Genomic DNA, 13,007 nt, shown 5'->3' with positions numbered 1-13,007 from the left:
TTTTATTCAATTGGCGTTATTTCTGAATTACAGGAATGCTCCTAAATCTCGTTCTTATCTACTAAATTGGGAAGCTTATCCAAAGACAATTCCGATATAGTGTCCATCTGTTTTATTGCCATTTTACGAAGCAACTGCAACCTTTCTGACATAATCTTGCCCTGTTCGATTAGCGCAGCATTGTAGCTCTCAAGGTTAGATAAAACAAGAAGTTGCTGTAAAGAAGCGTAATCTCTAATATTTCCCTTTTTATCAGGATTATCATCACGCCACTTCTTTGCAGTAATTCCAAACAAAGCAACATTCAGTAAATCTGCCTCACTGGAATATTTAAATGTAATCTGTTCTGAGGTAAGTTCCGGTGGTATAAGATATTCCTTTACTGCATCCGTATGAATCCTATAATTTATCTTGGATATCTCCCTATGCAAATTCCATCCTAGAGAAAGACGGCTGTTTTCATCAACCTTTAAGCGCTGGTAATCCTTGATGATATATAACTTAAACTCTGGAGAAATCCATGATGCGAACTCAAAAGCTATGTCTGAATGTGCAAACGTTCCACCATATCTGCCTGATTTTGATACAATGCCGATAGCATTTGTTGCATCAATCCATTTCTTTGGAGACATGGTAAATGCATTTGCGCCAGCCTGGATTTTAAACCCCTCGAATTCGAGGGGTTTAAAATCCGGATTATGAAGTCCCTCCCAAAGTCCAAGAAATTCAATCACGTCTCTATTTCTCATCCAATTTTGAATTACCGCTGTGGGATCATCACTCTTATATCTCGCTATGTCTGTAAGAGATATAAACTCATTTTGAAAATCTGTTGTATATATTCCAATGTCAAATCCTTTGGCATGAATTGTTTCCTTCACAGACTTATTTGGCATAATAAAAACCCCTTTCATCAAGAATAGGCCCACTACTTTCAGAGCTGGTATCGTCATCATCCCAGCCATAGTAATTAAGAACAAATTTATGGGCTTCATCAGGTGACATATTATCCATAGTTATAATCCAAATAACTTAGCTATTTCCGGCATATCCTTTCGGATCTCGTCTGCCAGGTTCACCGGCTCCATATTCAGTAGCTTGATAAACTCATTAAACCTCTTACCGAGCTTCGGCATGGGTTCAACGTCTTCTGGAACAAAACATTCCTTGGTCATGAAGTTATCTATTGCTTTATATGGCTGATTTACGCTGATACTCTCAGCTTCAAAATCCCATGTAAAAGAAGATTTGTCGCTGAATTTCTTCGGAATGAAGCTCTCAAAATCTTCTTTTTTCAGCTCCGAGATTATCTGCGTTCCCTCTTGCCCTGGCATCATAATACAAAGGCAATGGTTGTCAAAATCTATTGATAACCGCTTCATTACGTCTTTTCTCCTTTTGTATATACATATGTATTGCACGTGTATTGCATATGTATATCTATTCTTCGTTCTGCCTTACATACTCAGCAATAAGCATATTTAGACCCGCATTTGTAGTCATGTTCTTCTGTTCACAAATCGTTCTGAAGCGGTCGTATATTTCTCCGTTTACTCTCGCTGAAATTGCTTTTTCTCTTGGCGGATTTTTTGACTTTTGATACTGTGCTATGGTCTCCGCTTCTGTCTTTTTTTCTCCAGAAATATATGCAATGGTTTCGTTGTCATTTTGGATTTCCTGTCTACGAGCGGCACGCTCTGCTTCTCTCTCCGCTAATGACTTTTTTTCGACCTTTTTCTTAGCCATGTCTCCCATGATAAAACCTCTCTTTCAGATTTGTATATACATATGTATTGCGCGTGTATATACTAAATCAATTTTGCAATATCATAATATGCTTTTGCCACATCACTCCTTGGCTCTGATACAACAGCCGGAACACCATCAACATCACCCTTGGAAGCTGCAACAGATTCTTTTACGATACCGAGAATCTTTCCTTTCTTCTCCAAAATTGAAAGAATGTCCTTGTGATCGTTGGCATTTCCTCTGTACATGGTTGGAATAATGCCGGCAACTTTTATATCAGGATTCATTCGCTTATTGGCTTTCACCTTTTCAATACTGTCCTTGATAAGCTCTACGCCCCTGTATGACAGATAATCAGTCTTTACCGGTATAATTACCTCGTCAGCTGCTACAAGAGCATTTGTGACGATAATACCGAGGTTAGGCGGGCAATCAAGGAACACATAATCAAAATCATACTGAGCAAACACTTCGCAAGCATCTTTTATAAAGTAAATCTTTTCATCAAGTGAATTGACATAGTTTTCTGTATTGGCGAGGTTTGGATCTGAAGGTACAATAAACAGCTTTTCCTTTAGTGGAATGGACTTTACCTCAAAAGCGGTATCAGCCGGATCCTTTTTGGGATTAAATAAGTCTACCGTGCTGAACCCTTCTAACCTTTCTTCACCTGGTTCAATGCCCGTGGCAATGGTAAGAGAACCCTGTGCATCCAGGTCGATCATAAGAACTTTCTTACCTTCAATCGCCTTTGCAGCTGCAAGATTATAAGTTGTGGTTGTTTTTGCAACTCCGCCTTTCTGATTTGCTATTGCTATAACCTTCATGTTTTCACGCACCTTTCTTGTATATACATATGTATTATCTTTGTATATACTTATGTATATACAAATGGTATTATATCAAAACTCTCTATCTTCTGCCTTTCTTTTTCTGACCTTTTCAACCCAGTTGTATAGATTCTGACTTTTTGAATCAAGCGATCCTTCTCGGTCTCTCTTTTGCATCAGTTCAACAAATAAAGCACTTAACTCATGTATTTCTTTCTCATAAAGCATTTTTATCATTACCATATCGGAATGATCTACCGTCTCCTTGTCTATGATCCATTCACAATCTTCATAGTCATAGATATTATCCTTAAAAACAGTCTTATCTTCATTCCAGATAGCGAACTTGCCTTTGGTCTCACCTTTTATAATGTAATAGCCTTTGTATCTGTGTCCGGTTATACCGTTTTTATACGTTCGATACTTTGCCATTTACTTATCTTCTCCTTCCTCTTTCTTTTGTTTTTCAACTTGCATCTCATAGAATTTTTTCATGTATGATCGGAGAAGCTCAATCGTCTGTTCATCTGTAGACATTTCTCCACTCTCAATCAGAATTTCTTCTCCGTCATCTGTTTTGGCTACATAATCTACTTTTTTCTTCTTTAAATCGCCCATTTTCTGATTCCTCCTATTTGTATATACAAGTGTATTACATATGTATTGCACATGTATATACTTAGCGTTTACGGTATCTTTCTTGTAGTTCAAAAACCTTGCCATCATAGTCTTTTTCAAGGCAATTTAAAAGTCTCTGATACAGAGTGCTTTTGGTCTCTTCCGGAGTAGCTTCAATCTTATCGTAGTAATGAAGGACGAGATCCGTAGCAAAGAGTTCCCAGCAGCTCACATCAACAACTCCGGCAACTCTTCCCTGAATGGCTGTACTGTAAAGCTGTGCAACCTTCTTTTCGCTAAGCTTAGCGGAACGATCACTATTAAGCTCTGCAAAAAGAACCGGATGTTTTGATTTATCAGCCTGTTTTTGTTTTCTCTCGGCTTCAATCATTTCATTTTCTATACGTTCTTCTTCAAGGCTTTCATCATGAGCCTTGAAAAATGCGTCTGCAACCGATAATTCATCAAGCGTATACTGATGATATCTGTCTCGATCTTCAATCTCACGATACTCTGCATCTATGACCTCATCCGTATTTCGCTGCTCAGGTCCGGTCTTGCCGACCATATAAAACTCAATAGTACGTATTGCCCTGGTCTTTTTATGATGAATATCTTCTTTCTTACCGTCATAGGCAACCTTAATATCCGTATACTTATTGATTTCCTTTACAGCAGGTTCAAGTACATCACGCTTGAATACAGCCCAATTAGACCAACTATCCGGAATTATAGGCTTTCCTTTTTCGGGTCCTTCCTCTAAAACAGCATCACCCATCATTCTCTGAAGATCATACTGTGATCCGGTGCCGTTCTCAAACGTCCATCGTTGATTATTGAACTGATAGCTTTTAAGAATCTCATACAGTCTTGGGGAATATCTGTGCTTCATAAGGGTTACGTTCTGAAGCTTGTAAGATGTGAAATACTGTCCGTTTCCCAAACGTTGCTGAAGCTGAACCAGAAACGGAAACATATCTTCATGGAATTTTATCTTAATCTCGCCCGTGCCCGGATTCATTCGGATGATATGGAACCATCTGACAAGGGATTCCTCGCCATTTTCAAGGTCAATCCACCATCTCATATCAGACAAATCAGTAAGCATGGCTTTAATTTTTTTGTATGGGGCGTCCTTGCTCCATCTGATAAGAGCCTGAAACTCTTTGCAGTTAAAACTGTACAGCTTTCCCGGCTCGTCCTCTGGCTGTATTTTTGAAATAAGGTACAAAACAGCCTTGTTTTCATTGGTGTCCAAAGCATACCGGCTATTCTGAATAAGCCGATTATCCTTTGCGACAAGGCGGTTTCTCGCTTCTTTCAAATCAAATTTATCTGTCATATATTATGATTTACCTCGTTTTTTACCGAAACATTACTCACAATTAAAACTTACAGACTTATTTTACCGAAATTATGCTCACAATTCAATATGTATATACATTTTTTTACCGAAAAATCACTCACAATTCGTTCTATGCCTTGTTTTATAAGGGTTTGTGGGCTACAAGATATTGAAAATCGAACTTTTACTCACAATTCAGCGAACTTTTACTCACATTACACCGAACCTTTACTCATAGTAACCGAACTTTTTCTCATAACAGGCGAACTTTTACTCACACATAAATCGTGGCAAGCCTTGTAAACATTGCGTTTCAGAGGGGGGATAACATATTAGATATAATACTTAATAGAATATGGATATCATAATGATAACAACTACTACAGAGAGTGGTGGCGGTTGATTCATTCATATCACATATCAAAATAACATTATTTTTTATGAAAACAGCTACCCATACAGGTAGCCTTTGATTCAACTGTAAACGGCAAGTAGAAACCATCAAATTTTGGCAATTTATTTCCATCGTTTTTTGGCAGTTAAGAACCAGCAGTTTTTGGCAGTTAACAATCATCACTTTCATATAACGCCCACGGATCAGTTTTGTCCGTGGGCAGTTCTTTATTTATTAGGATTCCAAAAATTTTCCCATCATTACGAAATTTTTGGTTTCATAATAGGATAGCTTTGAATAGAAATGTTTGTGCATCTCATCGTTCACACTGTTTAGTTCTATGATAGAAGCGCCATTCTTACTAACTTCTTGTTCTAGTATCTTTATAAAGTCAGTACCATAGCCTTTTCCTTGAAAGTCCTTAAATATAACAATCTCATCAAGGAAGTAGCCTCTTATATCATCGAATTCCTTGAAGTAACCCATTAAATATCCAGTCATGCTGTCATTATCATCAAGCTGAACCATGCACATAGAGTCTTCCATAGTAAGTACCTGGTGGATTCTTTTGTATGCCTTTTCATATGTCCAACAGCAATCTTCCACAGTGTTATAGTATTCAATGTTCTTTTCTACTACATAAGCCAAATCTTGTTCTGTCATTAGTCTGTAATTCATGATTTACCTGCCTGATATATTTTTTAGTCAACGGGTATTTGCAACTTTCATAATCAGTACCCGTATTTCTTCAGAGCATCATCAAGGAGCTGATTGAGAATAGAAGAGTGCGTGTACTGTCCGTTGTCATGCTCCAAAGATTGAAGTCTGTTGTAAATATCCTCGTTAAGCTGTACTGATCTGGAGACCTTCTTAATGTCTGCCGGCTGTGCCGATACGAAGAACATTTCAGATCCGTCCGGATTTCTCTGGGTGAGGGTAGGAGAGTAGTGTTTACGTTTCTTCTCGTAGTAACCCTTTTCGGCAGCGTCATTCATTATGGAACTCCAAGAGAAGTGATACTTTTCTTCAAACTGTTCCTTGGAGAGAGTGTCGTGATCGGAGACAAGCTGCTTCCATTGTTCCTCGGTGGCGGATTGTCTGAACTGCTCTGTAACTGTGTTTCTTGCCATAGCAATCACCTCCAAATTATCTATATATAATATGGTTTACTTTTAGTGGAAGATTAAACTAATTCTAAATATATTATATATCGGAATAGTGAATAAATCAACCAAACCGCAACCATATATAAGTATATAATATTTGTATGAGGTTGCTAAATCAACTAAACATAAACTAAATTAGTTTGTGAATAGTTTATGTTTAGTTGATTTATGGTGGAGTGGTGGCACGTAGCAAAGTGGACGGAATGAGGAACAAATAAACGGAGCGACAGACGAAAAATGAGCTGCCGGTGGCAGGTCTTTTTGTCGGATGGAGTGGAGTGAGTGAGAGACGATTGACGGGAACGGAGCGGAGTAAAATATCGGTTTACACGCTTTGCGAGGTCTCCGACCGAGTGAACGGGTAAACCGATATGTACGGAAAAACATATATGATGTTGTTGACATTTTAAACGGAATGAACTATATTAAATATATACTTTATTGTATGTTTTTTGTGGATCGCGAAGAGGTGGTATTAGATGCCATCTTGATCCAGGTAGAGGTTTAATAGTGGCTTTTCACTACTCTACTAAACGGCTAAAACCTCAGCTGGTCTCGCCATAAAGAGGTATAAAAATCCAGCGTAGACGTTTCGAGTATGCTTTCAGAAAGAAAACGTTAAATCATCTAAGCCGAGTTTTATCCGTTGCTCACTAACTTAACGGAGATCTTGAAGCCTAACAACAAATAAGGATGACTTATCAATCAAAGAATTGAGAACCTTGTAAATCCGGTACAAGCAAATAAAACGGAGATCCTCGGAAGCCAAAACGAGAGAAAGACCGGCTGACTATTCTTCAAAGTAAGAAGCACTCGTAAACCAAAGTGATAGCAACGTTGGCTGTATAACAACGAAGGCGATGGCTAACATCCGGTGAGTTCCAACTCAACGTAATCAAAAATGGAACGTGAACGAGAGCGGTGAAGTCTCGGACCGGTAGGCTGATTACCATAGATCAGCGGAGAACCCTCGAACCCACTCCACAAAGGGAACGGCAGAAACCCATAAACTGAAGAAATAATGGCTGGGAACATAACCAAGAAAAAGTTTGTACCATCTAAGGATGGAGCGTATGGAGACAGAACCATCTAAAAAAACCTGTTGCCGAGTCAGATCCTTCGGGGCTGAGGAAGCTGCTTTGCTTTAACAAACGATATGAATAAGAAAATAATCGGAACAAAGGCGCAAGTCTTTGTCTATTCGCATATATAAACCATATTATCTTTAAAGGAAGGAGTGTCTGGAATGGGCTACAAGAATAAGAAGTACCAAAAAGACCTAACACAACAGATAAATGACCGGCTCACAACGATGCTTCATGCCGGAGAAGGTACAAGTAAAAAAGAAGCGATTGCTGATGGTACGGATAGAGAGAAGATATTCTCATACAGCACCTACGAAAGCTATTTTAAACATTGTAAATACTTCTCCAGGTACGTTAGAGAAAATCATCCTGAAGTAACAAACCTGAAGCAAGCGAAGAAATATGTCAACGAGTGGCTTCAGACACGAGTTGACCAGACGGACAAGAACGGAAAGCATCTAAGCGCATGGACGATCACACTTGAACGCGAAGCTCTGGGGAAGCTCTACGGTATCAAACCGGATGATAAGGATTTCTTTCCGGCTCCGCAGCGTCATAGGGCTGATATTGTAAGAAGCCGTGGTGATGCGGTAAGAGACCGCCATTTTTCCGAAAAGAATAATGACGAGTTCGTGAAGTTTTGCAAGGGTACGGGCTGTCGTAGGAACATCATGGAGAAACTTGAAGGGCGAGATCTTACAAGCAGAGCTGACATTGATAGAGAGATCGCTTCTCTGGAAGCCAAGACGAGAACGGAAGCGGAAGAAAAGCACCTTAATGTTTTAAAGGACGCTGTAAATCAGTTCCCGGATCAAGATTATTTCCTTCATCATAGAAAGGATAAAGGCGGTAGAGAAAGATATTCTCCTATTATCGGAGACAACAAACAGCAGATTGTTGTCCGTATGAAGGCAACAGCACCGGATGAAAAGGTATGGCAGCACGTTCCGGGGAATGCAGACATTCACGGCTACCGTGGAGAATACGCAACCTCAATTTACAAGATGTATGCCAGACCGATAGAAGAGATTCCTTATGACCGTACCAACCAAGGAACCGGTAAAAAGTTCCAAAGTGGCGTATATACGTGCCGTAAGGACGAGTCCGGCAAGAAACTTGATAAAGAAGCCATGATGAAAGCAAGTAAAGCCTTGGGGCATAACAGACTTGAAGTAGTGGCAAACAACTATATACGAGGGTTGTAATATGATAGAAGTGTTTGAAAGTAACGGATTGACCGGAACAGCATATAGACCGGTAGATGGTAAGCATGGAATGACAGGCTATTATTTAACGGAAGAAGAAATGCGTCGCAAAGATGCTGATGTTGCATCTGCCAAATATAACGCAAATGAAGCTAAGCGTAAAGCCAAGGACGATATAGCCCGGGTAAATAGAAGTGCTGCAGCACAGGTTAAAAATGCACAGGATGAAGCAGAGAAGTCTATAAATGACATAAAAACCAGAGCAAATCAAATAATCAATGATCTGAAAGCCCAGCTCGAACATGAGAAGTCGTTAAATGAAAATCTTAAAAGAGTTGCAACGGAAAGAGCCAATAAAGCCAGGAACATTGACAAGCATGATAAAGGTTATCTTGTAATGAATTGGCAGCCATTTCATTACAAAAGAACAATCAGGAATGGAAGAACAACTACTGTCTATGAGTACAATTTTTATAAGATAATGATTCAGACTCCCTGGGATTGCTCTTTGCCGGAATCGAATATAGACAGGCTTGTTATCGAAGCATTAGAGGATGATACGTTGATGATTACAAACGCATCCGACATAAATTGGTTTAAGAATAATGTTACATTGGATGTTGCCATAGACAATGTTGGAGACAATAAGCATATGATAATGCATCGTCAGTATAAATCCAATGCAAAGGACGGTTTCTGGGAAGTAACATTTACTACAAATTTTGAACCAACTGTGATAGCAAAGCATAGGAAAAAATATGCGTAGTGGTGTCATAACTCAACAGTTTTGGGACAAAATCAAGAATCCCGAAAAATAGGGATTTTTGGTGGTGTCAAAACTTGGTGTCAAAAGTAAGGAGTGATTTTTAGTGATTTACGGGTATGCAAGGGTGTCCACTAAAGGACAGGCGAAGGACGGAAACAGTCTGGAAGCTCAGGAAGCAGAATTGAAAAAAGCCGGTGCCGAAAAGATTTACACGGACGCATACACCGGCACACAAACACATAGACCGGAGCTTGATAAACTTATCGGAGTTCTTCAGGATGGTGATACGATTGTTGTTACCAAGTTGGATAGAATTGCCCGGAGCTTACGCCAGGGAATAGATCTGATTGATAGCCTGGTCGAAAAAGGCGTTGCTGTAAATGTTCTGAACATGGGTAAGATTGATGATACACCTACTGGCAAACTAATCCGTAATGTGATGCTTTCTTTTGCGGAATTTGAGCGTGATATGATTATGCAGCGCACAGCCGAAGGAAAAGCCATTGCAAAACAGCAGCCTGGATATAAAGAAGGTCGCAAAGAGAAGTATTCAAAAGCACAGATAGACCATGCTATGAGGCTTCTGGAAGGATCCAATTCTTATAGACAGGTCGCTGAAATGACAGGAATATCCAAAAGTACACTCATAAGGAAAAAGAAAGGGCTGGCCGTTTAATGGTCAGCTCTTATGCTTTATTTGAAACGAGAGTGTCAAGTTAAGTGTGTAAGTTTGTAAGCGGTGTTATAAACGCGTTTAGGAACCACCCTCCTGTATTGTTAGTATTCCCATCATGTCAAATTCTACAAATATATATTGCAGGACATTTTTTCATAATTCTATTATACTGACGTTCCCAAAAGAGCAACTGTAAGTTGCTATGCGGTCGCTCAGATATGTAAAGGTTACTGTTCACACCTTACGGTGCTCACAGCAACTGGATTTGCCCATTCCAGTTGCCTTCGGCAAAGGGGCAAATCCTATATTCAAGACGTAGAACATTCTCACGCTCAGCGCAGCAAGTGCGCAGAGCTGTCTGAACAGTAACCCAATGCTACTGTTTCTCTCATAATTATTCCAAATGTTACATGCCCTTCTCCAATTGAAAATATTGTGAATCCTAAGCGCACTTTCATAAATAACTTAATCAGTTATATAGCAGATATTTTTTATCATTCTGCCCCGCAACTGCCTCTTGGTATAAACTTTACCGGTATCTTCTCTGTTGCCGAATAATCGCTGTCTTTTTTCATATAAGTAAGATATTTGACAGCCTTTCTCGCCCTATATAAGACATCCTGTCGCACAGACGCCAGTGTTGGTCTTACATTTTTACAATCCGCAATGTCATCAAATCCTATCACCCAAATATCACCCGGCACTCTGTATCCATTGTCCACCAGAAAGTATAGAAGCTCTATCGCATAATAATCAGATGCTGCAAATACAGCGCCATATTCTGCGAATTCTTTTTTTCTGACAGCATAATATTTCTTTCGCTCTTCCTTATGCATGGGGATTTCCCAAAAATCCGCTCTCCCTTCAAGCCCATCACACAGTCCTGTATATCTGTCAAAATCAGGGCTCAGCCTGTTGTCAGCTACAAAGAGCACTTTCAGACAATTTTGATTTCTGAGATACGCTCCGACCTGTCGCCCACCATCGTAATCATCCAACACCAGGTTACATATATTTCTGTCATTCTCAAAAAATCCGTCATACACAACAAAGGGTATACGAATCCGGTCCCTGAGAACCTGATACTCATCTGCACAGAATCCCAGAAGAATCATGCCATCCATATTCCACATTGATGAAAAAGACACTGTATCCATGATATCTTTTGCTTTCTTTAGCATCAGAAAATATCCCGCCTTTTCAATCTCATCCGACAATGAATTGATGGCAGCACTGACAAAAGGGTCCTCAAGAACATGCCCTTCATACTTTATATGATCATTTACTACAACCCCGATGATATGGGAATTATTCTGCGCAAGAAGCGTTGCAGCCATGTTCGGAATATAACCCATTTCGCGGAGTTTCTCCTGAACCCGGCGCACAGTACCATCCGAGATTTTTTTTGTTTTACCATGTATTACATTGGACACCGTTGCAGTACTTAGCCCCAATGCATCAGCCACATCCACTATCCTTACTTTATTTTCATCCCACATATTCTTCCTCACTCAATGGTATTCATCCATTTTCTGCTTCTGAACATGAATATCGAAATTATGAACCTTACCAGTTCTTCCTGTGACAGAATAAAATACACCCACACGATGGGCAGTTTGAATACAAGACCTGTCAAAAGAGCAAGCGGCACTCCGATCAGCCAAGTGCCAAGCATATCTATCATCATGATGTACTTTGTTCTGCCACCACTGCGTATGATACCTCCTCCAAGTATCATATTCTGAACCTTTATCGGCATAAGTACTGCAAAAGCGGTTAGAAGAGCTAAGCCGATGGTTCTTACATCATCAGCCACGTTAAACAAATGCACATAAGGAGCTTTTAATACTATTATTGTTACTGACAGTATGATGCTGCCAGCGAAACCATACACACATAGCTTTTTTGATTCCTGATATGCTTTATCATACTCCCTTTCACCAAGACGCTTTCCTACAAGTATTCCTGCCGCCTGGGCGATTCCGCTAAGTGCCCCAATAGTAAGTCCCTGAACCGAACCCGTAAGTGACATTCCGGCAAGTTCGTCTGTGCTCATATGACCATATACGAAGGTATTGATGCTCTGACCAATAGACCACAGAAATTCATTTAATGCAACAGGTATAAGCATGGACAGATACTGCCAGAATCTTTCTTTTCCCAGAGAAACCGAGAAGCCAATCCTGCCATACAGGACAAAAAACATCACTGTAATCAGGACAGCCCCTGCCACCTGGGAAATAACGCTGGCAAATGCCGCGCCCCTGACTCCAAGCATCGGCATACCAAAGTTTCCGAATATCAGACAATAGTTGAGACCTGTATTAATTATCGCAGAAATAAAACCTGCATATAATGGCCATGAGGATTTTCCTCTGCATCTTATGGCAACACCACAAATATTGCTTATACCAAGCGGAATGAATGTCCACCCTATTATTCTCAGATATGCGCTTCCTTCATTAATTACGCTCACATCATCAGTAAACATCTTGATAAACTGTAAAGAAAACACCGTTGACAGAAAAAAGAACGCTATTCCTGTCAGTAGCATTACAAGAAAATTCACACAGATACTTCTTTCCTCAGTCTCCCTGTCATTTTTCCCAATATACTGGGATATCATGATTCCTGCTATCGTGCCTATTGCACCGACAACAAATGAATATATAAATCCTGGCTTCCCTGCTATCTCTACTGCAGCTATACTCTTTTCCCCAAGCTGTCCCACCATTATCTGATCTATCATGGAAAAAGACGACTGGAGCATTGACTGAAGAGCGACCGGTATCGCTATACTTATTACCTTTTTTTCAAAAGACTCTTTCATAAAAAACCCCCTTATCATTTGATTAAATGATAAGAGAAATATCCCATATTCACAATGGGTTAATCGCATAACCCTCATCACATCATTAAGAGAGTCAAACAACCCCCAGATAAAATCTGGGGGTTTGTACGGCTACTGCGTACCTATTTATCTAGTTGTTCCAGTAATTCAGGGATATCATATTTTAGTGTTTCATACACTATATCAAGATCGCCATTACCGTAATCATGAACGATACGATTTCTAAAGATGCGTATCTTTATTATGGTGTTACGGAGGAAGATATAAGATGTTTTTTCATATGCCAAGATGAACACCTTTATCTTACTTAGAGGTTTCTTTT

The 13,007-nt window shown here is 39.7% G+C and carries 15 protein-coding genes; 3 read left to right on the top strand and 12 right to left on the bottom strand.

Going from position 1 to position 13,007, the window contains the following annotated elements; translation table 11 throughout:
* Positions 1-41: 41 nt before the first annotated feature.
* The 9 genes from BMZ41_RS15320 to BMZ41_RS15280 all read right to left on the bottom strand — a co-directional run bounded on the left by BMZ41_RS15320 (position 42) and on the right by BMZ41_RS15280 (position 6,066).
* Positions 42-896, bottom strand: a complete 855-nt coding sequence (locus BMZ41_RS15320; RefSeq protein ID WP_090531302.1) for a KilA-N domain-containing protein — start codon at positions 894-896, stop codon at positions 42-44.
* 120 nt (positions 897-1,016) lie between these two features.
* On the bottom strand, positions 1,017-1,382 hold the full coding sequence (locus BMZ41_RS15315) for a hypothetical protein (RefSeq protein ID WP_090531299.1): 366 nt from the start codon (positions 1,380-1,382) through the stop codon (positions 1,017-1,019).
* Between the two features lie 58 nt (positions 1,383-1,440).
* Positions 1,441-1,755 (bottom strand): hypothetical protein, encoded by a 315-nt coding sequence (locus BMZ41_RS15310; protein ID WP_090531297.1) that lies wholly within the window; start codon positions 1,753-1,755, stop codon positions 1,441-1,443.
* Positions 1,756-1,808: 53 nt separating this feature from the next.
* Positions 1,809-2,576, bottom strand: coding sequence for a ParA family protein (locus BMZ41_RS15305; protein WP_090531294.1), 768 nt, complete (start codon positions 2,574-2,576; stop codon positions 1,809-1,811).
* Positions 2,577-2,651: 75 nt separating this feature from the next.
* A complete protein-coding gene (locus tag BMZ41_RS15300; RefSeq protein ID WP_090531291.1) occupies positions 2,652-3,011 on the bottom strand; it encodes a hypothetical protein in 360 nt (119 codons plus the stop codon).
* Entirely contained in the window at positions 3,012-3,197 is a 186-nt protein-coding gene (locus BMZ41_RS15295) for a hypothetical protein (protein WP_090531288.1), read from the bottom strand.
* Between the two features lie 61 nt (positions 3,198-3,258).
* Positions 3,259-4,539 carry a replication initiation protein gene (locus BMZ41_RS15290; protein WP_090531286.1) on the bottom strand — a complete coding sequence of 427 codons (1,281 nt, stop codon included), beginning with the start codon at positions 4,537-4,539 and terminating at the stop codon, positions 3,259-3,261.
* A 631-nt stretch (positions 4,540-5,170) separates the two neighbouring features.
* Entirely contained in the window at positions 5,171-5,614 is a 444-nt protein-coding gene (locus BMZ41_RS15285; protein WP_242942083.1) for a GNAT family N-acetyltransferase, read from the bottom strand.
* A gap of 53 nt (positions 5,615-5,667) precedes the next feature.
* Complete coding sequence (locus tag BMZ41_RS15280; protein WP_090531281.1) at positions 5,668-6,066, bottom strand: hypothetical protein; 399 nt, start codon at positions 6,064-6,066, stop codon at positions 5,668-5,670.
* Positions 6,067-7,348: 1,282 nt separating this feature from the next.
* On the opposite strand from BMZ41_RS15280, the gene BMZ41_RS15275 reads away from it, so the two are divergent.
* The 3 genes from BMZ41_RS15275 (at position 7,349) to BMZ41_RS15265 (ending at position 9,834) form a co-directional block, all read left to right on the top strand.
* Positions 7,349-8,392 carry a hypothetical protein gene (locus BMZ41_RS15275; RefSeq protein WP_090531278.1) on the top strand — a complete coding sequence of 348 codons (1,044 nt, stop codon included), beginning with the start codon at positions 7,349-7,351 and terminating at the stop codon, positions 8,390-8,392.
* Between the two features lies 1 nt (position 8,393).
* Complete coding sequence (locus tag BMZ41_RS15270; protein WP_090531275.1) at positions 8,394-9,158, top strand: hypothetical protein; 765 nt, start codon at positions 8,394-8,396, stop codon at positions 9,156-9,158.
* Between the two features lie 103 nt (positions 9,159-9,261).
* Positions 9,262-9,834 carry a recombinase family protein gene (locus BMZ41_RS15265; RefSeq protein ID WP_090531273.1) on the top strand — a complete coding sequence of 191 codons (573 nt, stop codon included), beginning with the start codon at positions 9,262-9,264 and terminating at the stop codon, positions 9,832-9,834.
* Positions 9,835-10,328: 494 nt separating this feature from the next.
* Here BMZ41_RS15265 and BMZ41_RS15260 read toward each other — a convergent pair whose 3' ends face one another.
* The 3 genes from BMZ41_RS15260 to BMZ41_RS15500 form a co-directional block, all read right to left on the bottom strand.
* The gene (locus tag BMZ41_RS15260) at positions 10,329-11,333 is read right to left on the bottom strand and encodes a LacI family DNA-binding transcriptional regulator (protein WP_090531270.1); all 1,005 of its coding nucleotides are present in this window, start codon (positions 11,331-11,333) and stop codon (positions 10,329-10,331) included.
* 8 nt (positions 11,334-11,341) lie between these two features.
* Positions 11,342-12,664, bottom strand: coding sequence for an MATE family efflux transporter (locus BMZ41_RS15255; RefSeq protein ID WP_090531267.1), 1,323 nt, complete (start codon positions 12,662-12,664; stop codon positions 11,342-11,344).
* A 143-nt stretch (positions 12,665-12,807) separates the two neighbouring features.
* Positions 12,808-13,007 (bottom strand): HepT-like ribonuclease domain-containing protein (locus BMZ41_RS15500; RefSeq protein ID WP_143071366.1); only part of this gene is annotated, 200 nt, incomplete at its 5' end.

The organism is Pseudobutyrivibrio sp. UC1225, from assembly GCF_900115215.1.
In the GTDB taxonomy this organism is placed as follows: Bacteria; Bacillota; Clostridia; order Lachnospirales; family Lachnospiraceae; genus Pseudobutyrivibrio.
The sequence above is the reverse complement of the archived record's forward strand: the minus strand, read 5'-3'. Positions and strand labels throughout refer to the sequence as shown.